We start from the raw sequence: 26,932 nt of genomic DNA on the forward strand, positions 1-26,932 counted from the left end.
CCTCATTTTTTCGATTAAAGGTTCTATAAGTTCCAAAAATGAAGATACTCACTTCCTAGCAGCTAACGTATGCAACTAGCCTATAAATGGTGCATTTACGTGAAGTGACCTCACATCATGACAAAAGCCAAAGCCGCAAGCGGTCTTTGGCTTTTTCACTTAACTGTGTTACTTCTTATTTATCGTCTTTTACTTCTTCGAATTCAGCGTCTACAACACCGTCATCTTTTTTACCAGCGCCAGTGTCTGCACCTGCATCGCCACCTTGAGCTGCTTGAGCAGCTGCTGCCGCTTGTTCGTAAACTTTCATCACTAGTGGCTGTAATACGCCTTCTAGTTTTTCTTTCGCTGCTTTAATACCTTCTAATTCACCAGCTTCAAGCGCTTTTTTCAATTCATCACGAGCATCTTCAACAGATTTTTTCTCGTCTTCCGTAATTTGCTCACCAAGGTCAGCAATTGTTTTGTCTACTTGGAATACTAATTGGTCTGCTTCGTTACGAAGATCTGCTTCTTCTTTACGTTTAGCATCTGCTTCGGCATTAGCTTCAGCGTCTTTTACCATGCGTTCAATTTCGTCCTCTGATAAACCAGAATCAGATTGAATCACAATTGTTTGCTCTTTGTTCGTACCAAGATCTTTTGCTTTTACAGATACGATACCGTTTTTATCAATGTCGAATGTTACTTCGATTTGAGGCACACCACGTGGTGCTGGTGGAATATCTGCTAATTGGAAGCGACCTAATGTTTTATTGTCAGCTGCCATTGAGCGTTCACCTTGTAAAACATGAATATCTACTGCTGGTTGGTTATCAGCTGCTGTAGAGAAAACTTGAGATTTTGAAGTAGGAATAGTTGTGTTACGGTCGATTAATTTTGTGAACACGCCACCCATTGTTTCAATACCAAGTGAAAGAGGTGTTACGTCAAGTAATACAACGTCTTTCACATCACCTGTTAATACGCCACCTTGTACTGCAGCACCCATTGCAACAACTTCGTCAGGGTTAACACCACGGTGTGGCTCTTTCCCTGTTTCTTTACGTACTGCTTCTTGTACTGCTGGAATACGTGTAGAACCACCAACTAAAATAACTTGGTCAATTTCAGAAGTTGACAGACCTGCATCAGATAATGCTTGACGTACTGGTCCTACTGTACGATTTACTAAAGGTAAAGTAATTTCATCAAATTTTGCACGAGTTAAAGAGATTTCTAAGTGTAATGGACCTGCTTCACCAGCTGTAATGAATGGTAAAGAGATTTGAGTTGATGTTACACCAGATAAATCTTTTTTCGCTTTTTCAGCTGCATCTTTTAAACGTTGCATCGCCATTTTATCTTTTGATAAGTCAATGCCATTTTCTTTTTTGAATTCAGCTACTAGATATTCGATAATTGCGTCATCGAAGTCATCTCCACCTAGTTTGTTATCACCAGCTGTAGCTAGTACTTCAAAGACACCGTCACCTAACTCAAGGATAGACACGTCAAACGTACCGCCTCCAAGGTCAAATACTAATACTTTTTGATCTTGATCTTGTTTATCTAATCCATAAGCAAGAGCTGCAGCAGTTGGTTCGTTGATGATACGCTCTACTTCTAGACCTGCGATTTTACCAGCATCTTTAGTTGCTTGACGCTGTGCATCGTTAAAGTAAGCAGGAACTGTAATAACTGCTTTTGTCACTTTTTCCCCTAAGTAGTCTTCAGCATAGCCTTTTAAGTATTGAAGAATCATTGCTGATACTTCTTGTGGCGTGTAGTCTTTATCTTCTACTGTTACTTTTTCAGCCGTACCCATTTTTGATTTAATAGAAATGATTGTGTTAGGATTTGTTACTGATTGACGTTTCGCCACTTCACCAACTTGACGTTCACCATTTTTAAAGGCAACAACAGATGGCGTTGTACGGTTTCCTTCTGGGTTTGGAATTACTTTTGGTTCTCCACCTTCAAGTACAGAAACGCAAGAGTTTGTTGTTCCTAAGTCAATACCAATAATTTTGCTCATTAAAATTTCCTCCTATTATGTCAACGCAAGGGATGCGTTTTCTAACTAATTTTAATTGACTAAATAGTGCAAAGACTATTCGTTCACAGATACCATTGTTGGGCGTAATACACGATCCTTTAAGATATATCCTTTTTGTAGTTCGCGTAAGACGATACCCGTTTCTTTTTCACTATCTTGTTCTTGCATAACAGCTTGGTGAATTGTTGGATCAAATTGCTCACCTTCAGCTTTAATCACTTGCAGACCTTCTTTTTCTGTTGCTTCAATTAAAGAGCGATACACCATTTCAATTCCTTTAATGATCGATGCAGTCTCTTCAGAAGTTGTCTCTACTTGTAAAGCACGTTCAAAATTATCAAGGACTGGTAATAGATCAGATAGTAAGCTTTGGGCGCGATACTTTTCAGCTGCCTCACGGTCTAACTGATTACGACGGCGCATATTATCGAAGTCAGCACGTAAACGTAGGTGACGATTTTCTTCGTCAGCCAGCTTTGCTTGCAGTTCAGCCAGCTTAGCCTCATACTGTTCTTCAATTGATAACTCTACTTCTTCCTGAACTTCTGTTTGCTCTACTTCCTCAGTTGTCGTTTCAGCTTGTACATCTTCTTGTACTAAATCTTTGTTTTCCGTTGTTTCCGTCACTTGAATCCTCCTCATTCTCATTCACTACGATTCTTCATAAAGGCTTGTGTTAAATCCAAGCGCATTACGTCTAATAAAGCCACAACACGCTTATAATCCATACGTGTAGGGCCAATAATAGCAATGGCTCCCTGTTGATCATCACCAATAGAATAGGTAGTGGTAATGACACTGCAATTTTCCATTTCTAGTTGTTTATTTTCTGAGCCTATCCGAATATGAATACCTGATTCATTCGGATGGAAAAGTGACTGCACTTGGCTAGTCGTCTCCATCAAGTCCAAAATCATCCGGACTTTATTTAAGTCATGGAATTCTGGTTGGTTGAACATATTCGTTTTCCCACCATAGAAAATTTTACTTTCTGAATTATGCATTGTTGCTGTGATAAGTGCGCGAATAAAATCATCCGCTGACCGAACATGTTGCTGTAACACGGCTAGCACTTCAGCTTCAAGGCTTTTATGGAGATCTTCTAATGAAACTCCAATAAGGCGATCATTTAAGATATTCACCATTTTCTCTAAATCAGAAGCGGTAAAGTCAGGTGGTAGATTGAACATGCGGTTTTCTACATGCCCATTATTCGTCACGATAATCGCTACTGCTGTGTCGCTGGAAAGAGGGACAATTGAAAACCGTTTAACACGATGCCTTTGGACATCAGGTCCTAAAAGTATGGAAGTATACGATGTCAGCTCTGATAAAATATTGGCTGACTTTCGGATAATATGCTCTACTTCTACTAGTCGATCATTAAAAATTGATTGAATTTGTTGAATGTCCTTAGAATTAATACCTTGAGGACTCAACAAATGATCTACATAAAATCTGTAACCCTTTTCCGAAGGCACTCGACCAGAGGAGGTATGCGTTTTTTCTAAAAAGCCTAATTCCTCTAAATCCGCCATTTCGTTTCGAATAGTGGCTGGACTAAATGTAATCCCTTGTTTTTTGGAGATTTGGCGAGAACCCACCGGCTGCGCAGACACAATAAAGTCGTCTACAATGACTTGCAATATCTGTAACTGCCGATTTGTTAGCATGATTATCACCTCTGTTAGCACTCAACTAAGAGGAGTGCTAATACTATTATTAAGTTATCAAATCCCACATTTTATGTCAACGATATCGCTCAATCTTCTAGCAAAAATTGTTGAAATACTTCATTGCCCACAAAACGTCCTTTTCTCGTCAAGCGTACCCCAAGCTCATCCTGTTCTAAAAGCCCCTTTGACACTAGATCTTTTATTACCACATCATAATGGGCAGACATAGGTGTTTTAAATTTCTCTTCATATACAGAGTGCATAACACCCTCTGTTTTTCTTAGCCCTAAAAACATTTGTTCTTCTCTTTTTTCCACTTGTGATACTTCATGTGCGTGGACAATTGGTAGCTCATTTGCTTCCACAGCTTCCATATACTTTTTTAATGGACCGTGATTGGAATAGCGTATACCTGCTAAATACCCATGAGCCCCTGCGCCAAACCCCGCATATTCATCATTATCCCAATAAATCTTGTTATGCTCTGAACGATACCCAGGCTTTGCAAAATTACTAATTTCGTATTGTTGAAGCCCATGTAAGGCCATTTGTTGCATCAGCACATCATACATATCCGCTTCTAAATCTTCTGTCGGTAAATACAGTTTCCCTTTAGCGTACTGATTATAAAAAATCGTTTTGGGTTCTACAATAAGAGAATAGGCAGAGAAATGTGGCAAATCAAGAGTAAAAGCTTTGGCTAATGAATCCTTCCATTGCGCCATTGTTTGCCCAGGTAAGCCATACATTAAATCAATGCTGATATTACGGAAGCCAATTTTCCTAGCCAAGGCGATTGTTTCATAGACATGATCATTACTATGAGTGCGTCCAATCTTCTGTAGCAATACCTGGTCAAAAGATTGTACCCCCATGCTTAAACGATTGACACCACCGTCGAACAACACCTGCAATTTGGCTGCAGACAATTCATCTGGATTTGCCTCTGATGTAAATTCTGTCACACTATTCATTGGAATATACGTATGAATAGACGTTAGTAGTTTGTCCAATTGCTCAGGCGATAAAGCTGTCGGTGTTCCGCCACCAAGAAAAATCGTCTCGATGTTACGGAATTTTTCAGGATGTTTTTCTGTTGTCAGGGCCATTTCCTTTCCAAGCGCTTCTATATATTCATCCACTGGTTGATTTTTAAAATAAAATTTATTGAAATCACAATAATTACAGATTTGATGACAGAAAGGAATATGAATGTAAACACCTCGTGCCATAGCAATCCCTTCTTTCGCGTTAAGTCTTTTCCATTTCTACATTATAACGAATCGATAGAAGGAACGCTATGAAACCATTCAAGTGAGCTTACATATATTTTTCTCAAATGTTTTTCTACAAACAACAAACTAGTATGCCAAAGAAATTCCTCTAGCCTACTAGTTAACAAGTGTTTCTTACAAAGGTATTATCGAAATATATCTTATGCTTTTATCCCATTGAATAACGTCTCTATAATGAGCGTTGCTGCCGATTTTTTTGCAATAGTTCCTTCTTGAACCTGCTGCCACGTTGTAAACAGTAAAGAATAAAGTACATTCAGCATCCATTCACTATCCATATCCAGTCGCAAATAGCCTTTAGACTGCAATGATTTTATTGTGCGTCGAACAGGCTCTTTTAACTGATCCTCAGCCGCCAATAATTCTGCATTGTAATTTAAAGAGCATTCATGCGCCAAAAAATAGATTTTATCTCCTAAAGGAATCAAAGCCTCAACAAGTTCCGGAATATATGCTTCATCCTCTTCTGCCACAACTATTTGACTCATTGTTTCATCTACAACTTGGACAGCCCTAAAACTGAGTTGAAGCATCAATTGCTCTCTGTTGTCAATGTAACGGTGTAGTGTGGCAATACCTACACCAGCATAACTAGCAATATCATTTAAAGAAGCAGTTGGATTTTCCACAAGGAGTTCTGTCGCTGCATCTAAAATAGCGTTACGTCTTGCTTCTTTGGTTGCTGATCTAGAATTCTTCATCAACTATCACTTCTTTCTAATCTAAAATAAACTAGATAGTTTTTACTATCATTTGCTACAATTGTAGACCACAGAAGGCACGATTTCAACCTTCCACAAATTTCTATGAGAGATAGAAATAAGCTACTCTTGCCTGTTGAAAGAGTAGCTTTTGATGTATTAAATTATTTTATTGATCATTTTGGACCCATACATCCTTCACATACCTTCCTTCTTGTTGAAGTTGATTGATCCATACATTAGCATCTTCTTCCCCTACCCCTTTTACTCTCCTGTAGGCAAGCAGTAATGCACTCTCAACCTCTGGCGCCATTTTACTACCATCTCCACATATAAAAATTTGTCCTTCACCTTCCATCATTTGAATAATAGTAGCGGCATGTTGGGTCATTAAATGCTGGACATACGTTTTGGGTGTCCCTTCTGTACGTGAAAAAGCAGTATGGAGCGTTACAACCCCTTCTTTTTCATATTGTTCAAGCTCTTTGCGATAGATAAAATCAGTATTATCTCTACAACCAAAATATAGATGTGCTTCACCCAGTTCAATTCCTTGCTGTTTCAGTGTGGAGCGTGCTTGTAAAAAGCCTCTAAACGGAGCAATCCCAGTCCCTGGTCCCACCATTATTAACGGGGGTGTAGGATCTTTTGGAAGATGAAAGCCAGAATCATTGGCACGGATAAACATGACGATTTCATCGCCAATATGACATTGAGCTAAATAATTTGAGGCCACCCCACGATACTCTCCTTGCCCACTCCAAGCAGGTTCATGTAAAACGCCAACAGTGATACTCAGCTGTTCAGAATTCACTTGAGGTGAACTGGATATAGAATAATATCTAGGTTTTAAGGCTGGAAGTAATGCTAAAAATCTTTCGAATGGGAAAGCACAAGCTTGATACTTTTCAAGTAAATCTAGCATGGAAATTCGTTTCTTTACTATCTCCTTCTTATATGCTTCCTCCTCTAATAAAGCCTCTAGTTCACGTTTATGTGGAGGACATTCTGTAAATGCTGCAAGTTGACGGATTTGCAGTCGAGTTGCAGGGTTTTGAATGTCAACGCTGTGTGAAAGAACCTCATACAAACTAACTGGGTGACCTAATGGGAGATGAGCGTGTTCATTAATAGCAGTAATGATCACTTGATCATTATCATTAAGTCCAAAACGCCGTAGCACTCGCTGCACTGTGGTTCTATTATTCCTCGGTAATACGCCCAAATGATCCCCCTCTTGATATGTTATACCATTAGGCAAGGCTATCTCGATATGACGTGTACTACGTTTACTTTCCATACCTTGCAGTTCTTCATTTTTTACTACAGTTGCCAATGAAGCACTATGCATGAAAGCTAAAGAAGTTGTCACTTCATCGCGAATTAATTGAATCGAAATATTCTCATGTTTTGGAAGCACATTTTCATGAATCATTAAGGGGTAAATCGTTTTTAGATCCAACCATAATTGAGCCCGCCAATCTTCCCACGTTTTCTCAAAATCTCCACTCGCATCAGCCTCACCACGTTTAGAAATTTTTGTAGCTCCTTTTAAAGAGAGCTGTTCATCAAGGAGTCTTGGAATTTTTTGATACGTCGTATTCCAATTTCGATCCCCATAACCAAAAACTGCAAAGTTAATGCCTTGAAGAGCCGTTGAATCAAGTTGATCTACCCATGTGAGAAACTTACGTGCATTTCTTGGAGGCTGCCCATTATAAGAAGAACTAATAATTAATACCGCTCCTTCTTTTGGTAAATTCCCACAATAATCATCAAGGGCAGCTACTTCTCCTTGAATACCATACAAACTAGCTTCATTAGCTAATTGTTGTGCAGCACCCTTTGCTGTTCCTAAATCGGAGCCATACAACACTAATAATGGATAGTTAGATTCTAAGGCTGGATTGGTCCCTCGATAATTCGACTTCTTTTCTTTATGAGAAACAGTGCTATCGTGATTTTTCTGTTGGCCACTAGATTGCTTTATTTTGCAGTGACGTGGCTTCACTTGTATTTTAAAATCATCTGGTTTTATCGTTAATGTTTGCTGAATTTTTAATTGATAATTAGTAAAATCAATTAGGTCGAAATGTTGAAGGATCATGCCTAAAACTAATGTGGCTTCGTGTAAAGCAAATTGCATTCCAATGCAAGCACGCTGACCATTACCAAATGGTTTAAAGGCATGTAACGGTACTTTGCCCGAATCTTCAAAACGTTCAGGTCGAAATAAATTTGCATCTTCTCCCCAAGCATTTTTATCTCGATGTAGTTGGGGTAAAAGAATGTCTATATTTTCCCCTTTTCTGATTGGATACTGTCCCCCAATTACTGTGTCTTCTTTAGCATAGAGTGTAAAGCCTGGAGCAGTTGGCCATAAACGCAATGACTCATTTAAAATCATACGAATATAGGTTAACTTTAGTACTTCCTCATAATTCGGCGCATCACCAGTAATAACCTGATCCACTTCTTCATAGGCCCTTTTTAATACGTCTGGATGCTTCAACAAAAAATAAAGCGCAAAGGACAGTAGGCCACTTGTCGTTTCGTGGCCAGCTATGAGGAAGGTAATGATCTGATAACGAATATTTTCATCATCCAGCGTCTCCCCTGTTTCAGGATCTCGTTCATGCAGCATGCGGGCAAGTAAATCCACCTCATCTTGCTTTCCTCTTGCTTTACGTTCTTTAATAATGGCATCTACTAATGAAAACATTGTTTGAATATCTTCTTGAAACTGTCGTCTTTTTCCAATCATTAAAAACTCTTGGATTTTTAAGCGTGAGCTTTTCATCATCGCTTCATTTAATGCACGAACCATACTCATAATAAAAGGACTAAGTGTTTCTTTATAAAAGCTATTAAAACGATAATTAAATCCGCTTAGTCCTATGGTGTCTAACGTAAGGCGTGTCATGTCGTCTGAAACATCGATTTCTTCTTGAGGATTTAATCTGGCCCATTTTTGGATAAGTTGTGTAGCAATATCGGTCATCATATCATGATAGCCCTTCATCGCTTGCTTACTAAAAGTCGGAAGTAAAATATTGTGCGCCTTCTGCCAGTTAGGTTCAGTCGTTCTACTAGTAAATAAGCCGTCACCACTGAAAGCACGAACATTTTCAAGCTCATTATAAATTTGTTTATCAAAACGCCTAACATCACAAACTTCAGCTACTAATTCATGTCCTGAAATCACCAAACCTGAATAACCTGGTATCTCTAAACGGTAAATAGGTCCATACGCTTCAGCTAGCTTACAAAGTGAGAGTGTGGGCTGCTCTTTATCAATTAAAGGTAAATTTCCAAGTGGACCAAACATTTTAGGGCGTGGAACATATCCTGTGTTTACCATCATAAACCCCTTCTTTCTCATTTATTAAATTGATAGATTTTACTATCAATTGATAAAATAATATATCAATCATTCAATGCATTCAACATTTTATGTAATATGAAAAGGATAAAATGCCATTTTTATGAACAACCTGTGAATAGAGTTGAAAAGAGAAAGACAAAAAAGCCCGATTCCCCCCAATAGTTAAGGGAAAAATCGAGCACTTGAAATAATATACTTCATGTATAACAAACGATTCCGACGACTATGCCTAAAAGCACCAATAAATAAGGCTGTATTTTCCATCGAATTAAACACCATAAAAAGACAGCCACTATGAAAATATCTAACGTGCTGAGGATGGTTTGTGTTACAACGGGATGTACAAAAGCAGCGGCTAGAATGCCAACGACCGCCGCATTTGCGCCTGCCATCGCACCTCTAAGACGTGCAATACGGCTTAGGCTAATCCAAAATGGTAGCGCTCCAACCACTAGCAAAAACGCTGGTAAAAATATTGCGAAAGTAGCAATAATCGCTCCTGGAACGCCAGCAATGACCATACCAATATATGCAGCAAATGTAAATAAAGGTCCCGGAACTGCCTGTGTCATACCGTAGCCAGCTAAAAAATCTGAAGTACTTATTTGACCACTTTGAACAAATTGTGTTTCCAGTAAAGGTAAAACAACATGACCGCCACCGAATACTAAGGCACCTGCAAGATAAAACTTCTCCATCATGGAAATCCACTCATGCTGCCATAAGGCGGCTAATATAGGTAAACCTAGGAGCAGCATGAAAAAAAGTACTAGTAAAACAATACCCGTGGTTTTTGAAATAGGTATATGAACTAATTTTGAGGTATTACTCGCGTCACTTTTTTTCAGAAGTTGAAAGCCTAAACAAGCAGCAATCAATATTGCTACGATTTGAGCAAATGGATTTAGCCAGGTCAATACTGTTATCAATGTCAATATAGCAATCAACCAGTGCCATTTTGTCGAGAGTAATTTTTTGCTCATATCAAAAATAGCATGAGCGATAATCGCCACTGCTACTAACTTCAAACCATGAATCCAATCCATCTTAAACTCTGTATACTTGGAGAAATAGGCAAAAATTATAAGTATCAGAACAGATGGTAAGGTAAAACCAAGAAATGATAGAAAGCTTCCTAATACTCCTCCTCTAAGTAAGCCAACCCCCATCCCCACCTGACTAGATGCAGGACCAGGCAAAAATTGACTTAACATAACGAGTTGACCATAATCATGTGCAGAAAGCCATTTACGCTTCTGTACATATTCCTGTTGAAAATAACCTAGATGAGCTGTTGGGCCTCCGAATGAGGTACAGCCTAATTTTAAAGCAACAAAAAAAATCTCCCAAAGCCTTCGCAAACTCTCAACTACTTTCCATATCTTTTATTTCATTTTACACGGAAAGCAGTTTTTTTTAGATTAAGAGTTTGTAAAATTTACTTCATTATTCATCTTTCTTTATTTTAATTGCAGAACCTACTTTACTACCCTCTTTATTGATTGGAATTAAAGTGTAATTTTTTTCTGTTAGATAGAGTGCATCTACACGACTTCCCCACCTTGTACCCTCTTTATTTAATGGATAGGGTGTGGCAAAAGCCCATGATTGTCCAGATTTTGATTGGATTTTAAAGTGTAACGCATCATTGACAACACTTTCCTCAGCATGAAAATAAATGGTTGTCGAAATAGGTGTGGAGACAACTTTGTCAATGGTTATTTCCTGCTGATCAACATGCTTTACTTTTTTATCAATAGAAAAGATTTCACGATCTTGTTGTAATTGCTCTTGTGAAGCATCTACCTGAAATTCCCATGGCTTCTCAATTGGTGTTTCAACATTCCAATCTTTATAACGAATAACTAATTCTAATTGTTCATCAGTCGGAAAATCATCCATTTTAATACTATTGTATATTGTATAGACGTTGGCAGACTTTGCTATGGACTGTCCTCCATTACGAACCATATAATCTTGACCATTGACGAGAATTTGCGGAAAGAAAAATACTTGATGGTCTGGTTTAAACTCTTTTCCAGGTTCGAAAGTTGCATTCAGTAAAATTTGATTGTCATCTATAATCACTTCATTTAATGTTAACCGTCCTAAGCTATTGCTAGCTGTTTTCCCTACATCCGTTTTATAGGCTTCAAAATTCACATCCTGATCCCACCACAAATACAGCGTCGATCCACTAGCAATCATTAATAAAAGGATCACAATAATAAGCCATTTCTTACTTCTCCGATTTTCCTTATCCAAATCCACAACTCGAATCATATCATTGGACAACCGTACACCTCATTTTTTATAAAAATCATTATGGTTCATTGTAGTGCTCAATCATGCATTATATAACCTTCTATGTTGAAGATTCATTATGTATAAAAGGATATTACATCCCTTTATGTAGATGACGAACTTTATTGATTTCACGCATTAAATAGTCCACAAAGAGATCATCTCTTACTAGCCATGCTTGATTATTTCGCTTTAAAAACCACTCTGCTTCATTAAAGCCCGCAAAGGATTGTGTCAGTGGCATGTTATTTTTTTCAATTATCCAATCAACCTCATCGTTTGAATAGAGCATAAACATTTCATCTTGCTGATTTTTATAGAAAGTCCCAAACGTAGACCCTTTTATGTTATAACGATTTCTTTTTGCATCCTCTGGAATAGGCTCTATATGGAATGTTGCCACTACATACTGCTTGTAAGCTTCCTCTGTTAATGAGCAGCCAGCAGCCTTTTGATGTCCACCTCCACCATATTTGGCGGCAATAGCTGACACATCAATATGATCATGGATTGTTCGAAAGGATATCTTTTTACTGCCCATATTGATCATCGCAATATAATCAAGATGCGGATTTTCCTTTCCCAATTCATTACCAAGCTCAGAAAGATAGGATTCTGCATAGACAACCCCAGCACAGTATTCACCCAAAGTGGTTTGAATAAGCTCCCGTTTCTTACGCCGAATGTAACGTTCTGTTTTTTCTTCTTCCATGCTTAAAATTTTCTTTTCAAAATCATCGAAGTCAAAGTGATCACTTGTTTTTAAACGCTCGACCATTTTCTCTTCAAATTCTTCAATCGACACTAGAAAAAAGAGTGCATTTAATCTTTGCGCTTGTAAATTGCCGTTCTTTTCCCATTCCCATGTATCGTATTGTCTTACTAACTCTACAAATTCAGAAATGGCTTCTGTTTTTTCTAATAGTCCATGGATAACGAGGTATTGATAATATAAAGATGTAGCTGACGTTAAAAAGCCTTGCTCATCCTCAATTAATACCTTTCCCCACTCATATTGATTGAAATGAAGTGCTGTCTTATGATGATCCAACAATTGCACATTACCTGTCGCCTGATAATAATCATGAATCCTTTTTTCATTCTCTTCATTTGGAGAAAGGTCAGTAATAAACAAAAATGTTTTCTGTTGATCATTCTCCAAAAAGAATTCGATTTCGCGATCAAGTGCTGTAATGGAATTGTAGCGTATTTTCACCTTATCGTTAAAAGCAAGCTTGGCTAAAATCCCACACCCTACTCCGTCTAGATCATTATGTGATAATAATTTATACATGTTCTCACCTCCACTGTAGTATGGTTATTTTTTCAGTATTCAAACAGATAATGACGTTCAATACGTAACAACATTGATATTGTTTTCCAGATAACATACATTAAAATCATACATCTTAAGGGTGAAAGAGAGGACACAGTGAGTGAAAAGGAAACTAGTTTATAGTGGAATCGGATTTATCTGATCTTTGCATTAGCATTTTCAGCTTATTTAATAAGTCTAATGTAATGTGAGTTAAGGATTAATTCATCTACCTGTTCCGTTGTTACAACGAATTTTTCTCCCAATGTACCTCCACTCCCCCTTTTAAAATTCTCCTTCATCTGATTCACCCATTATGATTACATCCAATTGGAATTGGTCATATTGGCTTCTTGTCATAAGGAACTCAGATATATAATTTTTATTCTTTTTTATTTCTTTAAACTTATCTTCCGCTTCTTTTTTAGAATTAAAAGATAATAGAGGCTCTCTATCTGTGTCCAAATCAATATAGGTAATTACATATTCTTCATCATTAGAAGGTGTTTTCACATAAAGCCCTCCCTTTACCCTTAATGGTTTTTAACTACTTATGATTTGAAGCGGTAAGCCGTATCATGATGTTTAGAAAAATAATCAAGCATTTGACTATGACTAATATTTTCGAACACTTCTTCTTTTCCATCTTTTTCTTCTTGGATAACCACTTGATAAGACCTCACAAACTCACCAAACACTTCATTTTATTCAATAATATTACATCTACTATTAGAAAAAATTTAGTTGCTTGGAACACATTTAAAAGTTATACAAAAGCTTTACTAACTTATCGAAATCCTTATCATCAAATGTTACAAATTCTTTTTCTAATATCGACAGTGCTTGTTGTACCGCTTCATCTTCGTTAATATCTAATGTTACACCTATTTAGTAGAACAGAATATACTTCGTAGTATAAAAGAAAATAAAACAATTGGTATATTTATGGTAATTATATATTTTAAATGTTAGAATTTTCTATGAATGGTTTTTGTATATCAACCGTTCCCGAAATATTAGAAAAGAATGGGGGTCTTAAATGAAAAAATCAGTCCTACTTAGAGTATTGGCATTTATAGCCGTATTGCTTATCCTTTTTTCAGATGGGATACAAACCTATGATTTTCTTATCCTATTGTTTGCTGTTTTCTTTATAGGTACCCCGTGGTACAAATTTTTCAAAAAAAAGTAAATTTAAATTTAGGAGGAATAGTAAATGAAGAAAAAACTAATCTTTTTTGTAATGGTTATGTTTTTAGCATTTCAACCCCTATCTGTAAATTTAGGTGCTTTAGCTAAAGAAAAAAATGAAACTACTGATTGTAATAGTTGCTCACAACAAGCACCTTTGCAAATTGAAAAGAATGGTTTCCTTAATGACTCAGTAGTTGTAAATGAAGTGAAACAGGATTTAGATATTGCAGAGAATTTCACACATAGTGAATACAGTAGAGAAGACTTTGATAGGCAAAATACTGAGTATATGGATTACGGTAAAAATAAAGATGGATTAATGATTCCTTATAAAAAGAACAATGAAAGTTTTGATATTCGATTATTGACTACTTATGATAAAACCACTGGTGAAGTTGGCGAATTTATCATTATGAAATCAACTTTAGATATAGAGAATAATGAAATCAATGTTACTTATGCAACATTAAACAATGAAGACATGCTTGGTATGACTCTTGAAGTAGGTACAAATAAAGTAATTGATAAACAAGTTTATTTCGATGAAAATTCAGAAGTTTCCCTTTTATCAACTAATAGTGCTAAAGCAGGTTATTGGAGTGATTCATGGGAATGCTTAAAAAACTATTGGTATGATGCCCCTGAACTAACAAAACAAATTTGTAGTGCCGCATGTGCGTCAGTAATATTTGGTGGCAATGTTGTAGGTGCTGTTGCGTGTGCTAGTTGTTTAGGTTCTCATGTTATGGTATGTCTAATCCATTAATAGTTAATTAAAAATCCCCTTCTATGGACGTTTAAAAGGTAAACCGATAATAAAATTGTTTAATATTATTATAAAAATATAAGAGCCTTGCTACACTCTAGCGTGTAGTAAGGCTCTTTAAAGTTGTTTAATTCTTATTGAACTAAAGCACCCTGTTAGTTGAAGAACTAATTTTACGAAATAATTCCTTTATAATTGTTGTATAGTACTATATTATTCCGCATGTTCTTTCATTATTTTATCAAGTGCTTTAAGATAAGCATCTTTATTTTCCTTACTTAACTCATAAAGTGCATTATCCCAATTTTCCCCATCTACACCCGATAAATGTGGAGTACTTTTTAGTACAGCTTCTTGCATATTCGGTTTATCCTCTTTACTAGCGTCTTTAATAAGCTTTGTTGCTTTTCTTGCATCTGTAACCCCTACTTGTATGTCTTTGTGAATGTCTTTGTATTTAACAGGAACATTTATATATTCCATATTGTCTAAAATCTTATCCATCTTGATTGCTGTTTTTAAAATATCTTTTTCTTTTTCTTTTTCTTTGTCTTCCATAGCTTTCATCGAGTTTACTATGAATATCTTAAAAATATCACTCAAGCATTTGCCAACTACTCTAAGCAATCATGGAATATTGGCAAAATGGCTCAGATGAATAATCGTTTTTTAATTAGCCTAAGAAATAAGTTATTAAAATTAACACCTCTAGTAATGATTCAAAAACAAGCACATCATGTCTATAATTTTGAAACCACAAAATAAACCAACTATAACAAAACGCTTAAAATCTGCATTTTCTTTGTGCAGATTTTTTCTTTTAACTAGGCAAATAGATAAAAAGTAATAGTGCTTAAAGTTTTTCTTATAATAATATTATCGTCCTTTTTCATCTCAAGATATTTCTTTAAGAATTAAGCCGCATTAACATAGTTAGAATTTGTAAATAAAACTTAGATTTTTCAGAAATGTCTATAAATATTTTTTCAGTAAAATATAATCACCATCTCTGCTAAAATATGCTATTATACTTTTAGTATAATGTCCTATTTTTATTAAAGTAAAAATAGAGGAAATATGAACTATAAAAAGGATGATGAATATGCAAAATATCCAACAATTATTCCAGAGCGAAGATGGAAATATCCAACAAAGAGAGAATTTTTTGTCCCTATTAGAGAAAATTGTTTCCTCATTAGATGAATTAAAGAACCCAAATAAGACAACTCTTGGTCCAATGAAAGAGCGATCGGCTAATTTTTATCAAGAGCTTATGCAAGAGCATCAAGTGCCAACAACTGGGATTGGACTAGATCAAGTTGTACAAGAATTGACACATTTAATGCAAGGACACCCTTATCATACACGTAACTTTGTAACAAATGTTTTACCAATGGCAAGTATTCCTGGAGTGTTAGGACAGTTTACAAATGCGCTATTAAATGGCAATAATTTATGGGATGTTTATGGCCCTGCTGCTGCTGAGTGTGAGGTTAAAGTAGTAGCAATGATGTCTAAATTAGTGGGCTATGACTATACAAAAAGTTTTGGCTATACAACGTGGGGTGGACAAGGTGCTGTTTTCAGTGGACTTCGTCTTGCCATTGCAAAACAATTCCCTCAAGCAAAAGAAGATGGTGTTCCTACTAATTTATATTGCTTTGCTTCAGAGAATGCCCATTACAGTCTTTTAAAATCAGTAGAAGCAGTGGGTATCGGCAGTAAACATTTAGTGCGGGTAAAAGCGGGTAAAGATCATTCGATGGATGTGGAAGACTTACGTGTACGTATGACAGAAGTCATCGAAAATGGCGGTATTCCTGTTTATGTAGTAGCGACAACAGGTGCTACTGATCAATTTGGTATTGATGATATCCAAGCCATCAAAGAAGTCACAACAACCCTTGAGAAGAAATACAACTTACAACCAGTACATATTCATGCTGATTCGGCTTTAGGTGGTTTTTATGCCTTCTTCAATGATTATGATTATAATAAAAATCCACTCCAATTCGAGGCAGAGGTTTTACAAGGATTAGCACAAATCCATGAACGTATGCAACATTTAGCCATTGCGGATAGCCTATGCTTTGACTTCCAAAAGCTTGGTCAAACTCCTTATTTAACTAGTCTATTCTTAATTAAGGAAGGTAAAAGTTTACAGCTACTAGATATTGAGGACTTGGATACGCCATATGTAGGCAATCGTGGTTATGGCTCTTATCATACTGGCTATACATTAGAATGCTCTCGTATGGGTAGCTCCATTGCAATTTTTGCTGCATTGCAGGCATTCGGTAAGGAAGGCTATCAACAGCTATTAGCTAATTATGTACGTGTGAACTTAGCATTCCGTGCTCAATTAGCTGAAAAAACACCAATGCTACAGGTGGTTAATGAATCCAATATTGGGCCAGTCACAGCGTTCCGTTTATATCCAGACGGCATGAATTGGCAAGCTGAACAAGCTGGTCACTATACACAAGACCAATTAGAACACATAAACGGTATCAATGCTTCATTCTTTGAAATTATTGGAGAAGGTCGAGACGAAGTATTCTTTGGTGACACAACGCGCGTTTGCACGGTTAGTACTAGTGATACTACACAGCAAGTACCAGTTGCAGCGGCAAAGTTTTTCTCTATCTCACCTTATACAGAGACAGAACATATCTCTAATATGATTCATTTCTTACAGCAAAAGCTTAAAGTACTGGAGGCGTCACACATTGCGTATCGTCAGTAAATTTAAGAGTTCTTTACTCTACAAATATATTGCCAGTTTCACCATTCCAATAGCGATTATTTCCTTGCTCTTTAGTATTGTGTTATTTGCCGTTTCTTACCGCATTATTGACAATTTTGTTATTAAACAATTTGAATCTACTTTAGAGATTACATCGACCACGATTTTTGAAGATATTGAGAAAAATGATGTAAAAGCAGCGGATAATGGTAGCCCTGATAAATACAAAAAGCTTTTGGATCAATTGAATGCAACGGTTAAAAAATATGATATAGAAAACGCCTATGTCCTTTCTAAAGCAAACGGTAAGGAGCATATCGTCGCACTAAGTAATACCGACAATCATCAGCAAGATTATGTATTTAGTGAAAAAATGCATGAAGCCGTAGCATCTGGCAACACACAAACAAGCGATATTTACAAGGATGAGTATGGTATCCATAAATCCATTTTTATCCCATTTAAAGATACAGATATTATTTTCGGCTTAGATATGGATGCTTCCTTCATTTCTAAGCTACAAACGGAAACACTTTGGATTTGTATTATTTTAACGATTGTCTTTGTAATTTTTGGTATAATCGTTGCTTACTTTATTAGTGTGGGCATTACAAAGCCAATTAAAAAAATGACGCGCTATGTTGGTCAAGTTGCACAGGGTGATTTAGCTGTCGAACCACTTCAAATAAAAGGTTCCAATGAAATCGCCCAGCTTTCATCAGGCATTGAAAACATGACGGAAGATTTGCGTTCGTTAATTACACAAATCGCTCAAAATGCTGAACAAGTGGCCGCAATGTCGGAGGAATTAACAGCAAGCTCCGAACAGACAAGTGCATCCATTCAGCAAATTACCTCTTCTATGCAAGAGGTGGCAGCGGGTTCAGAAAAGCAAACCTCTTCGATTGAAGAAGTGGATAGTCATATTACAACCATCTCTAACAAAATGTCAGAGGTAGTGACAAGTGTAACCGATGTTACAGATAAGGCATTCCAAGCATCTGCTATATCAGAAAAGGGCAACACTACGATACAAGATGCTACTGAAAAAATGGCCGTAACATCTCAGGCTATTCAAGAGTCAGCAGCTGTAGTAGAACGTTTAAGCACATATACAAATGAAATTGGGGATATTGTGACATTGATTACCCAAATTACGGATCAAACGAATTTGCTTGCATTAAATGCTTCGATTGAGGCAGCGCGTGCAGGTGAACACGGTAAAGGCTTTGCTGTTGTGGCGGAGGAAGTCCGTAAATTAGCCGATCAATCTTTAGAGGCTACTAACAGTATCCGTACACGTATTGAAACGATTAAAGAGGAATCTGCACAAGCTGTCAAATCAATGGCTATCAGTAGCAGTAATCTTGCCGAAAGCTCAACAACATTCAATGCATCTGGCGAGGCATTTGCTGATATCTATGCCCACGTCACAGCACTTACAAAGGAAATGGACCATGTCAATAACGTGATGTCCAATATCAATGAAGGTGTTAGCAGTATCGCTAGTTCCGTTGAACAAGTGGGAGTTGTAGCTGTACAAGCTTCAGGCAATATTCAAAACGTAGCAGCTGCCTCTGAGGAGCAATCTGCAAGTATCGAAGAAATAACAGCTTCCTCTAATAACTTAGCTGAAATGGCTCAACAGCTCCGCAATATCATTCAAAAATTCCAGTTATAAAATATAAGAAATCCGCTATGCCCATTTTCGGCATAGCGGATTCTTCTTTCTAAACTCTCCTACCAAAATGGTAAAGGTTTAGGCAATAATACTTTTCACAACTTTTGAAATAACGGCACCTTCAGCCTGACCTGTCAGCAATGGTTTTGCAATTTTCATGGCCTCTCCCATGTTCATTCCTTTTCCAACACCCGCTGCCACTAATTTGTCTGCAATTTCTTCTTCTGATAATTGCTTTGGTAAAAAGGATTTCAAAAGTGTCAATTTGGCTTCCTCTTTTTCAATTAGGTCTTCTCGCCCAGCCGTTTGTGCTCCTTCTAAAGCCTGATTTGTTTGTTTGACCTCTCGATTAATAATAGCCATTTCTTCCTCAGCTGTTAAAGCCTCTCCCTTTTCTTTTTCAGCTGAATCTAATGCTGATTTTAAAAGAGATAATACACCCTTCGCTAATGTATCTTTTTCTCTCATTGCCGTTTTTAATTGTTCAAATACTTCTGTTTTTAACAATGATCTCACTCCTTCTAACCGTCTATATCAAAAAAATTATATCATAAAAATCACGAAGGATTATAGTTCGTTGCGTCTGCTAACTTTACTTTATAGTGTAATATTCCCTTTAACTCGCCTTCATAAGTAAAAATGCCTTGCTGAATTAATTGGCGTAGACGATAGTCAATCCATTCAACCTCTCTCAATTCTTCCATATGCCCCAGTACCTCTCCAATTAACCTAGCGGCAACTTGGTAATGCGTTTCCTCTTGTTCTTCCTGTAAACGTTTAGCACAGGCAATGATAAAGTCATCCTCTCTATCCTCATTATTATTGCCCCAAAGTTCATGATATTTCCATGTATGTATGCAATTGTAATAATCCATTAACAGATTTAGCCCTTCTTTGCATAGGGAGTGCCTCAATGCTTCTTTTAATGGCCTTCCTTGGAAGTGTTCATAAAAGTAAAGTAAATCCTCTGTGCTGACCTCTCCAGTCGATCTTGGATAATGATCCTCTGCTAACTGTGGTAAAGTATATAACTCATGAAATAACTGAAAAGTATCTAATACATAGATAGCATTTGTTTTCTGTTCGAGCATCCCCAAAACGAGTCGAAGTCCTATTTGCTCATGAGCATTTTGACAAGTCCAAATCATTATATCCTGATGAGGGGGGGACATTTTTAATTTTCTCTATTGCTTCCTTCATCTCCCGCTCACATATAATCAATCCATCGTCTTCTATTGTATAGCGCTGTTCCAACCATTGATAACGTGCTTCAATCCCGTCCCATGTATGTACATTTTTCAAAGGACCAACAGAAAAATTACCTGGCACAACAATGATCTCCTCGGACTTAGCATAGTCAGGATTACGAAAGGCTGCTTTCATGTTCCCCCCAGGTGAATGACCGAATACAATATGCACCGTTTGTACCTTTGAAGGATCCCGCTCCTCAGCCTGCTGTAATAAAAACTGTAACATGCTGTCTCTTGACTGTTCATTTATTAAAGTTAAAAAAGCATCGACTTCGCATCAGCTTCACTCAATCGTTGTATTGACTGTTTTAGTTGGTTGATCTTCTCCATCATCTGTACTCCTTTATTTAAAAACACCTAACCTTATCATACCTTTTTATTACCTCAAATTGCTAATTTAGTTAGTTTTATAAAATGATAGGTTATTACTATTGCTAGTGAATTCTTTAATCTAGTGGGAGGTTCACTTTTCTTACTCTTTGGAGCGGGGGCTCACTTCTTTTGAGCGGCTTTCTCACTATTTGGAGCAGGCCAATGTATGAACTATTTTCTTCAGAGCTAAAAACACTCATTTTCCTATAAAAAAACATACTACCCGTAGTAGCCCAACTACGATGGTAGTATGTTACTTAATCAACATTCGTTAAAAATATCTTTCCTTTTTTATTTCCCTCAACAGCATAAATTGCCCTATGGATATCCAATAATGGAAAATGAGCATGTACATTCATCATTTTTAAGGAGCCATCCTGTACAAGGTGTATAAGTTGTTGCATCGTTTGTTGCCATTTTTCAATTGACGTCTGATGTTGCCAATGGCGTAAATGAAACATCCTTGCCTGTACCTTTGCTTCCTTCACAATGTATGTCCAATTTACCTGAATACCCGATAAAAGACCAATAGCTAAAAATATACCCTCGGGCTTTACGCAGAAGGCAAGCTGATTGCCTGCCTCTCCACCAATCGAATCAATTGCTGCATCTGCTCCCTTACCATTTGTTAATGCCATAACCGTTTCGTAAAGTGGCATTTGAGAGGTATCAATGACAAAAGCTGCCCCAAGTTGCAGTAATTCTTCAGTATGCTGATTACTTCGTGTCACAGCAATAAGTTGATAGCCTAGCAATTTCGCAAGTTGAGCATAGAGATGTCCAATGGCAGAACCACAAGCATTTACTAATAAGACATCGTTTGATTGTAAATTAAGTACCTCTGAGCATGTTAGGAAGGCTGTAATTGGATTAATATACATTTGTGCTGCTGTAAAATCATCCATAGTGTCAGGAATAGTCACTGCAAAATCTGCTTGCGTTTTCACTACTTCCTGCCAAGTTCCCTCTCCCCGTAACGGTAATACGCGCTGACCAATAATCTTCGGTGAAATAAGCGGTCCTACATCTTCTATTATTCCTACTCCCTCATAGCCAGGTATAGTTGGTAAAGTGATTCTATGAGCATATTTCCCCCATATTGGGATTAAATCTGAGGGATTAATCGGTCTGGCTAGCATGCGAACTAGAATTTCTTTACCTTGAGGAGGCTCGATTGTTTTATTCTCTAGCCTTATTACCTCTTGCGGATTTCCAAATTCATAAATTTTTAGGCATTTTGCTTTCAACGATTCTAGCTCCTTTATTCATTCCGTATAAAACAATATCATACCAGGAGCATCTATTTCACGTTCTTTAAATCCAAGCTTCTGATAGAAAGGTTGTTTACCTTTAGCACAAAATAATTGAACCCATTTTATATTTTCTTTCTGACATTGCTCTAAAAGAGCATCCATCACCATTGTGCCAACACCTTTTCGTTGATAATCAGGGTGCACCATCACATCACAGATAAATGTTTGATAGATACCATCAGAGATAATACGTCCATAACCAATTAGATTTTCTTCATCATATATAGATGTACTGAACCAGCTATTACAAATAGCCTTGTATAATTGTTCATACGTATACAGCCCTTTTGCATTCCAACCAGTTGTTTGGTGCAATGCTTTATACGAGTCTATCGTCGGATTTGTTTCTTTGATTATATACATATAACACCCTCCTTATTTTGAATAAATATACAAAATAACATATATTTAATCAACGATAAGTTTATGATGTCAAAGTTGCAGAAGCGTTAATTGACCTTCTTCATCCATATTTAATTGTAAAGCTTCATCTATTTCAATACTAATCGGGCTGATTACTGCTTTCTTATCAGAAAAATACCAAAGACGTCCACTCGGTCCTAAAAGGATATTGGCTCCGTCTTCATAGTTCCCTAGAAAATTAAGGCTATCTAGTTGAATTTCCTTGTTAGCTATAGGATTAATAGCATACTCCTTTAACTTTTCAGCAATTGTTTGAATGTCATCTGACGTTAAATTGATTTCTCCAATATGTAACACTTGCTCTACAGAAAAATTAACCTCAGCATGTTTTGGATTTATTTCCTGTCTTGCAATAAGCTCCACTATATTGCCTTCAGGATCGTAGAAATAGCATGCATATGCTTTTAAAAATTCAAAATAGACTTCATCCTGCCCCTCTGAATCCAGCAAGCCTACATGCTCATTTGCCCAAATCTTTGCCTGTTGAAATAAGTTACTAGGAATATTTAATGCAAAATGATACTGCTTTGGCATTTTAGAAGGAATCTTCTCAAACGTCATCCTGCTTTCCCCCACGACTATTGTAAAATAATCAGCTGTTCTTTCTAACAAAGTAAAGCCTAACAGTTCAACATAAAACTGCTCCATTTTTTGCATATCATGGACATATAATTTTACCTTCGTAATCTTCATCTTTAAACACCCCTTTACACCCCCTACTATACAAGCAGCTGATAAGAATGGCTTCATGCAAAAGAATGAAGTTTACTTTCGTGCAGTTAAAGCAGCTCTCGGTCTCCCCTGCTATTTGGCTGCGATATCAAGAGGAATTCTACATCTTCTTGTGAATCGTTTCGCATTTGATGTGGTACATTTGGAGGTACTTCAATTCCCTCATGTTGCTTTAACTCAATTCTTTGGTCATTCATTTCGATTGTAGCGGTGCCTGAAAGAACAAAGAAAAACTGCTGTGCATGATGGTGATAATGATTTACCTCAGCTGTTTGAGCAGGCATCCTCTCATGTATCACACTAAGCTCCCTATTTTGTACAAGATGCCAGCCATCACACTGTGCTCCCCATTGATAGTGTTGTGCTAATGCTTTGTTAATTTTCATTATTACACTTCCTTTCCTGCTTTAGAGGAGGGATATCCATCATTCTTGTTAATTTCCCTCATTCAATAAATTCAGCTAAGCTAATTTTCCTTTTTTGAAAATCTGCACGGATATCCTGTAACTCGGCTTCTAACTTTAAGGCACCTGCTTCAACTCCCCTGTAAATTACTAGCGGGGGCTGTTCTAAAACCTTTCTCGCTTGTGAATAATCATAAGATAATAATTTTTTTAGCAACAATAATGTCTTTAGTTTATCTTCTCCTTCCCCAGTAATAGTTAATTCATAGTACGCTATAGAACTTTCTTCAGGCAACATTTCTTCTAAACCAGGTGGAATCAGTACACTTTCAAGGAACAAAATTAAATTGTCATAAGCCATTGAAAAATGCCAACTGCCTGTCCCATGAGGAGCGGTAAAAACAGCTGTATCACCTCTTGATAGATCCAGACAATAGGGATCGCCTTCATCTGTTGCGATGACTAAATAATCATGTGGCCAATCCACAATCACCTCTTCTGTCACCGGATTATAATTATAGCCCTCCTGCCCTCGTTTTAAATCTCTTGCGCTATAGATCATTAGATTAATATAATCACCTGTAGCCCATGTGACCCTTTCAACAACATAATGTCTCAAAAAATAAACATACTCTGCTGGCAATGACCACCCACCATCCACAAATTGGCTAATATCCTCTTCTGATTGATGAGAAAAAACCATGGGATAGGCTGACTCCCGCTCCTGAATCTCATCGATAAAATCACGCATTTGCTCTAATACTGCATCGAGTTTCTTTTCTATATCTTTCAATGGAATTCTCTCCTTTTAATGACCAAGTGTCTTTCTTGCATTTTAACATACCCCATTATTAACCAAATAAGGGGAACATGTTATAATCATTAAAATAGACTGATAGTAGGCATAACGTGAACAAAAATAACGGATGGGAGCGATCTGTCATGCAACATATGAATGAACAGACAATACAGCAAGCCAACACGGAATTTTTGAAAGCACTTCGCTATTTAGATTATGGTAAGGTAACACAAGGGGAAGCATGTCTCAAACAAGCCACTCATTTAGCAAATCTGCTGAATGACCATATCACATTTATTCGTGCTGCCATTTGTTATGGAGAGTTGCTATGGCACGCTGAAAAATATGATGCCTCCGATCTTTGGTTACAGCTGGCACTTGATCGATGGACTGTAGTACAGCAGGATATAAATGACTTACTAGATGTGGATGTGCAACGAGCTCGATCCCTACTAAACCACCGACGACATCCATTATAAGGAGCAAGCAATCTTGAAATTACTTATTAGACGTCCAGAACAATCGGACATCCAGACGTTACACGAATTCTTTGATCTTGTCATTCGGGATACTTATAAAAAAGAAGGAATTGCAGAGCTAGTGGACGATCAACAGCATGAATGGGAAACGAAAAAACAGTACGTAGCAATGGACTTAGAGAGCCAGGGCGAAAAAAGATTTTTCTGGTTAGCTTTGAATGAAGAAACCAATGAAATAATAGGCACTATCGAATGTGGTCAAGCCAACGAAATCATCCAACAAACGATCAAAGAGAATCTATTCAATTGTCTAGAAATCGGTACCGTTTTTGTTCATCCTGACTATCAAAATCGTGGGATTGGCACCGTGCTACTGCAAAAAATGCTCCTGACGTTAGAAAATCGAAGGGTTCCTAGTTTTTGTTTAGATAGTGGATATAAACAAGCGCAAATGGTCTGGCAGAAGAAATTTGGACAGCCTGATATTGTCCTTGAAAACTATTGGGGAACAAATAATCACCATATGATATGGAAGCGAACACTACCATTCCGATTATAGAAGGAAAAAATGCTCTATCAGATAACACAAAATCTCTATGTAAATAACAAATCATTAGTCAATAACATGCTTTATGCATACAATATAAAACACTTTCCAAAAGATTTACAGGGTCGTTATTAGGAAATATACTCAAGCTTCGTGGTTTAGGGTATGACAAATTACAATGAATACTCAGTGTGACTTCCAGCTTTCATGCGTTACCATCTGATGAAAATCATCCTAATAAAAATTTATGGGACTCTTGATTAAGTGGGATAAAACTCTAAAAAAGACTTTGGGTCAGTATGATGATTGGTAAGCAATAAAGAGATTATAAATGCTAATACTTATTATGTTTGGAGGGGAATGAAATGTTAAAATTCATTGATGATTTAGCTGGTGCGGTTTTCGATGTTTTTATGTTGTTTTGTTATTTCTTTGCAGGCGTAATAATTGTAGGAGTCCCCATTTTTTTACTAGCTAAGTTTTTCCTATTGTTTCATTAAATTTCAAACAGGTTGGTCCCACTTTGAAAGGAATCACTATAACAGTGATTCCTTTTACGATTAACGAATCGCTCCATAATAGGCAAAATATTTTTTGCTTGTTCTCTGGTACTTATGGGCGAGACAATGCTATTATTTAATAAATTTATCATAGAAACGTTTGAGCATCGTTGCCATCTGTTGTCTTGTGAGTGTATCTGTAGGGTTCATACACTTGCCATCTCCTCGTATAACTCCCTCTTCAATGGCCCATTCCCAATCTTCTTTATGTGTTGGTGATACCACAGCATTTGATTTTAATTCTGCTTTCCCAACTAACAACTCTTTCATTTCAGTAAGTTCCTGTTTTAGTTGCTTATTTTCTTTCTTTAATTCTTCATACTGAGACAATGATATTTCCTTCTTATTCGTATCTGTGAACCAGGATAAAGACTTAGATCCATTTAATTGGTTTAAATCTACAGTTCCTTTAATCCCTGCTACAATCCCTTTATCTGTGTACTGCCATAAGTCACAAGCAAAGTTTGGCTTTAGTCCAGGTGAACTAGAGCCACTATAGCGAGGAATCCACAAGAAATCATAATTTTTAACGGTATCCATCAGATAAGGTTTGAAAAAATGATGGCCTGTATATAGTCCGACTTTTACAGCCTTACTTTTTAAATAATCAATAAACACCTGTGTGCCTTGTACGATATTTTGGACACTAGCACCAAAGCTTTCTTCGATATCTACAACATAAAATAGTGGATTATAGTTTTTTGCTCTGTTATAGAAATCTTTTGCTTGTTCCAATGCCTCAGTACCATTTTTAAAGGTAACATAAATATAAACGCCAAAAGGTACCTTGTACTTAATACAAGCTTCTATATTTTGAATGTATTTACGGTCAATTGTGCTTGTACCATATTGAGTGCGGATTATAGCCAAATCAACATCTTTATAAGCTTCAGACCAATCAATATCTCCTTGATGATGTGAAATGTCTATGATATAACTCATTCAATTGTCC

At 36.9% G+C, this 26,932-nt stretch carries 25 protein-coding genes and 1 pseudogene; 6 read left to right on the top strand and 20 right to left on the bottom strand.

What is annotated here, in order from left to right; translation table 11 throughout:
• Positions 1-175: 175 nt before the first annotated feature.
• The 10 genes from dnaK to RCJ95_RS01455 form a co-directional block, all read right to left on the bottom strand.
• Entirely contained in the window at positions 176-2,017 is a 1,842-nt protein-coding gene (gene dnaK / locus RCJ95_RS01410) for a molecular chaperone DnaK (protein WP_221680063.1), read from the bottom strand.
• 75 nt (positions 2,018-2,092) lie between these two features.
• Complete coding sequence (gene grpE, locus RCJ95_RS01415) at positions 2,093-2,665, bottom strand: nucleotide exchange factor GrpE (RefSeq protein ID WP_004227038.1); 573 nt, start codon at positions 2,663-2,665, stop codon at positions 2,093-2,095.
• A gap of 17 nt (positions 2,666-2,682) precedes the next feature.
• The gene (gene hrcA / locus RCJ95_RS01420) at positions 2,683-3,711 is read right to left on the bottom strand and encodes a heat-inducible transcriptional repressor HrcA (protein ID WP_004227036.1); all 1,029 of its coding nucleotides are present in this window, start codon (positions 3,709-3,711) and stop codon (positions 2,683-2,685) included.
• Between the two features lie 89 nt (positions 3,712-3,800).
• Positions 3,801-4,946 (bottom strand): radical SAM family heme chaperone HemW, encoded by a 1,146-nt coding sequence (gene hemW / locus RCJ95_RS01425; protein ID WP_312128441.1) that lies wholly within the window; start codon positions 4,944-4,946, stop codon positions 3,801-3,803.
• Between the two features lie 203 nt (positions 4,947-5,149).
• On the bottom strand, positions 5,150-5,710 hold the full coding sequence (locus RCJ95_RS01430) for a TetR/AcrR family transcriptional regulator (protein ID WP_221680060.1): 561 nt from the start codon (positions 5,708-5,710) through the stop codon (positions 5,150-5,152).
• Positions 5,711-5,879: 169 nt separating this feature from the next.
• Complete coding sequence (locus RCJ95_RS01435) at positions 5,880-9,071, bottom strand: bifunctional cytochrome P450/NADPH--P450 reductase (protein ID WP_337976945.1); 3,192 nt, start codon at positions 9,069-9,071, stop codon at positions 5,880-5,882.
• 221 nt (positions 9,072-9,292) lie between these two features.
• The gene (gene chrA, locus RCJ95_RS01440; RefSeq protein ID WP_257520204.1) at positions 9,293-10,456 is read right to left on the bottom strand and encodes a chromate efflux transporter; all 1,164 of its coding nucleotides are present in this window, start codon (positions 10,454-10,456) and stop codon (positions 9,293-9,295) included.
• Between the two features lie 85 nt (positions 10,457-10,541).
• A complete protein-coding gene (locus RCJ95_RS01445) occupies positions 10,542-11,390 on the bottom strand; it encodes a DUF4179 domain-containing protein (protein ID WP_257520205.1) in 849 nt (282 codons plus the stop codon).
• Between the two features lie 103 nt (positions 11,391-11,493).
• The gene (locus RCJ95_RS01450; RefSeq protein WP_446721811.1) at positions 11,494-12,693 is read right to left on the bottom strand and encodes a DHH family phosphoesterase; all 1,200 of its coding nucleotides are present in this window, start codon (positions 12,691-12,693) and stop codon (positions 11,494-11,496) included.
• Positions 12,694-12,999: 306 nt separating this feature from the next.
• Entirely contained in the window at positions 13,000-13,227 is a 228-nt protein-coding gene (locus RCJ95_RS01455; protein ID WP_009373817.1) for a hypothetical protein, read from the bottom strand.
• Between the two features lie 703 nt (positions 13,228-13,930).
• Between RCJ95_RS01455 and RCJ95_RS01460 the strand changes: the two genes are divergently transcribed.
• Complete coding sequence (locus RCJ95_RS01460) at positions 13,931-14,674, top strand: hypothetical protein (RefSeq protein ID WP_446721812.1); 744 nt, start codon at positions 13,931-13,933, stop codon at positions 14,672-14,674.
• Between the two features lie 213 nt (positions 14,675-14,887).
• On the opposite strand, the pseudogene RCJ95_RS01465 reads toward RCJ95_RS01460, so the two are convergent.
• A pseudogene (locus RCJ95_RS01465) lies at positions 14,888-15,223 on the bottom strand (hypothetical protein); the annotation flags it as partial.
• 553 nt (positions 15,224-15,776) lie between these two features.
• On the opposite strand from RCJ95_RS01465, the gene RCJ95_RS01470 reads away from it, so the two are divergent.
• Both RCJ95_RS01470 and RCJ95_RS01475 read left to right on the top strand, forming a co-directional pair.
• Positions 15,777-17,420 carry a pyridoxal phosphate-dependent decarboxylase family protein gene (locus RCJ95_RS01470; protein ID WP_446721813.1) on the top strand — a complete coding sequence of 548 codons (1,644 nt, stop codon included), beginning with the start codon at positions 15,777-15,779 and terminating at the stop codon, positions 17,418-17,420.
• Positions 17,404-19,101 (top strand): methyl-accepting chemotaxis protein, encoded by a 1,698-nt coding sequence (locus RCJ95_RS01475; RefSeq protein ID WP_312128433.1) that lies wholly within the window; start codon positions 17,404-17,406, stop codon positions 19,099-19,101. Before RCJ95_RS01470 ends, RCJ95_RS01475 begins: the two co-directional genes overlap by 17 nt.
• A gap of 78 nt (positions 19,102-19,179) precedes the next feature.
• Here the strand turns inward: RCJ95_RS01475 and RCJ95_RS01480 are convergent, their stop codons facing one another.
• The 8 genes from RCJ95_RS01480 to RCJ95_RS01515 form a co-directional block, all read right to left on the bottom strand.
• On the bottom strand, positions 19,180-19,608 hold the full coding sequence (locus tag RCJ95_RS01480; protein WP_202341256.1) for a GatB/YqeY domain-containing protein: 429 nt from the start codon (positions 19,606-19,608) through the stop codon (positions 19,180-19,182).
• 50 nt (positions 19,609-19,658) lie between these two features.
• Positions 19,659-20,249, bottom strand: coding sequence for a DUF3658 domain-containing protein (locus RCJ95_RS01485; protein WP_446721814.1), 591 nt, complete (start codon positions 20,247-20,249; stop codon positions 19,659-19,661).
• Complete coding sequence (locus RCJ95_RS01490; protein WP_255600690.1) at positions 20,221-20,577, bottom strand: DUF1835 domain-containing protein; 357 nt, start codon at positions 20,575-20,577, stop codon at positions 20,221-20,223. Before RCJ95_RS01490 ends, RCJ95_RS01485 begins: the two co-directional genes overlap by 29 nt.
• Before the next feature lie 403 nt (positions 20,578-20,980).
• Positions 20,981-21,970, bottom strand: a complete 990-nt coding sequence (locus tag RCJ95_RS01495) for a zinc-dependent alcohol dehydrogenase family protein (RefSeq protein ID WP_446721815.1) — start codon at positions 21,968-21,970, stop codon at positions 20,981-20,983.
• A gap of 18 nt (positions 21,971-21,988) precedes the next feature.
• Positions 21,989-22,399 carry a GNAT family N-acetyltransferase gene (locus tag RCJ95_RS01500; protein WP_446721816.1) on the bottom strand — a complete coding sequence of 137 codons (411 nt, stop codon included), beginning with the start codon at positions 22,397-22,399 and terminating at the stop codon, positions 21,989-21,991.
• A gap of 69 nt (positions 22,400-22,468) precedes the next feature.
• Positions 22,469-23,152: a VOC family protein gene (locus RCJ95_RS01505; protein ID WP_274769679.1), complete on the bottom strand. Its 684-nt coding sequence runs from the start codon at positions 23,150-23,152 to the stop codon at positions 22,469-22,471.
• Positions 23,153-23,238: 86 nt separating this feature from the next.
• On the bottom strand, positions 23,239-23,577 hold the full coding sequence (locus RCJ95_RS01510) for a cupin domain-containing protein (protein ID WP_313149913.1): 339 nt from the start codon (positions 23,575-23,577) through the stop codon (positions 23,239-23,241).
• A 58-nt stretch (positions 23,578-23,635) separates the two neighbouring features.
• Entirely contained in the window at positions 23,636-24,388 is a 753-nt protein-coding gene (locus RCJ95_RS01515; protein ID WP_313149914.1) for an SMI1/KNR4 family protein, read from the bottom strand.
• A gap of 149 nt (positions 24,389-24,537) precedes the next feature.
• On the opposite strand from RCJ95_RS01515, the gene RCJ95_RS01520 reads away from it, so the two are divergent.
• From RCJ95_RS01520 to RCJ95_RS01530, 3 genes are all read left to right on the top strand, one after another.
• The gene (locus RCJ95_RS01520; RefSeq protein WP_446721817.1) at positions 24,538-24,873 is read left to right on the top strand and encodes a hypothetical protein; all 336 of its coding nucleotides are present in this window, start codon (positions 24,538-24,540) and stop codon (positions 24,871-24,873) included.
• 13 nt (positions 24,874-24,886) lie between these two features.
• On the top strand, positions 24,887-25,432 hold the full coding sequence (locus RCJ95_RS01525) for a GNAT family N-acetyltransferase (protein WP_255600686.1): 546 nt from the start codon (positions 24,887-24,889) through the stop codon (positions 25,430-25,432).
• A gap of 353 nt (positions 25,433-25,785) precedes the next feature.
• The gene (locus RCJ95_RS01530) at positions 25,786-25,920 is read left to right on the top strand and encodes a hypothetical protein (protein WP_004226973.1); all 135 of its coding nucleotides are present in this window, start codon (positions 25,786-25,788) and stop codon (positions 25,918-25,920) included.
• Positions 25,921-26,052: 132 nt separating this feature from the next.
• Here the strand turns inward: RCJ95_RS01530 and RCJ95_RS01535 are convergent, their stop codons facing one another.
• The gene (locus tag RCJ95_RS01535; protein ID WP_263082129.1) at positions 26,053-26,922 is read right to left on the bottom strand and encodes a GH25 family lysozyme; all 870 of its coding nucleotides are present in this window, start codon (positions 26,920-26,922) and stop codon (positions 26,053-26,055) included.
• Positions 26,923-26,932 lie beyond the last annotated feature (10 nt).

The organism is Lysinibacillus sp. BSL11 (genome assembly GCF_052928325.1).

Bases quoted from the DNA above. Each gene is read 5' to 3' on its own strand.
- RCJ95_RS01530 (WP_004226973.1), top strand. From the start codon at position 25,786: ATGTTAAAATTCATTGATGATTTAGCTGGTGCGGTTTTCGATGTTTTT.
- dnaK (WP_221680063.1), bottom strand. From the start codon at position 2,017: ATGAGCAAAATTATTGGTATTGACTTAGGAACAACAAACTCTTGCGTT.
- RCJ95_RS01505 (WP_274769679.1), bottom strand. From the start codon at position 23,152: ATGAAGATTACGAAGGTAAAATTATATGTCCATGATATGCAAAAAATG.
- RCJ95_RS01435 (WP_337976945.1), bottom strand. From the start codon at position 9,071: ATGGTAAACACAGGATATGTTCCACGCCCTAAAATGTTTGGTCCACTT.
- RCJ95_RS01490 (WP_255600690.1), bottom strand. From the start codon at position 20,577: ATGTTACAGTTTTTATTACAGCAGGCTGAGGAGCGGGATCCTTCAAAG.
- RCJ95_RS01510 (WP_313149913.1), bottom strand. From the start codon at position 23,577: ATGAAAATTAACAAAGCATTAGCACAACACTATCAATGGGGAGCACAG.
- RCJ95_RS01430 (WP_221680060.1), bottom strand. From the start codon at position 5,710: ATGAAGAATTCTAGATCAGCAACCAAAGAAGCAAGACGTAACGCTATT.
- RCJ95_RS01500 (WP_446721816.1), bottom strand. From the start codon at position 22,399: ATGTATATAATCAAAGAAACAAATCCGACGATAGACTCGTATAAAGCA.
- RCJ95_RS01520 (WP_446721817.1), top strand. From the start codon at position 24,538: ATGCAACATATGAATGAACAGACAATACAGCAAGCCAACACGGAATTT.
- RCJ95_RS01450 (WP_446721811.1), bottom strand. From the start codon at position 12,693: ATGTATAAATTATTATCACATAATGATCTAGACGGAGTAGGGTGTGGG.
- hemW (WP_312128441.1), bottom strand. From the start codon at position 4,946: ATGGCACGAGGTGTTTACATTCATATTCCTTTCTGTCATCAAATCTGT.
- RCJ95_RS01485 (WP_446721814.1), bottom strand. From the start codon at position 20,249: ATGATTTGGACTTGTCAAAATGCTCATGAGCAAATAGGACTTCGACTC.
- hrcA (WP_004227036.1), bottom strand. From the start codon at position 3,711: ATGCTAACAAATCGGCAGTTACAGATATTGCAAGTCATTGTAGACGAC.
- RCJ95_RS01470 (WP_446721813.1), top strand. From the start codon at position 15,777: ATGCAAAATATCCAACAATTATTCCAGAGCGAAGATGGAAATATCCAA.
- RCJ95_RS01535 (WP_263082129.1), bottom strand. From the start codon at position 26,922: ATGAGTTATATCATAGACATTTCACATCATCAAGGAGATATTGATTGG.
- RCJ95_RS01460 (WP_446721812.1), top strand. From the start codon at position 13,931: ATGAAGAAAAAACTAATCTTTTTTGTAATGGTTATGTTTTTAGCATTT.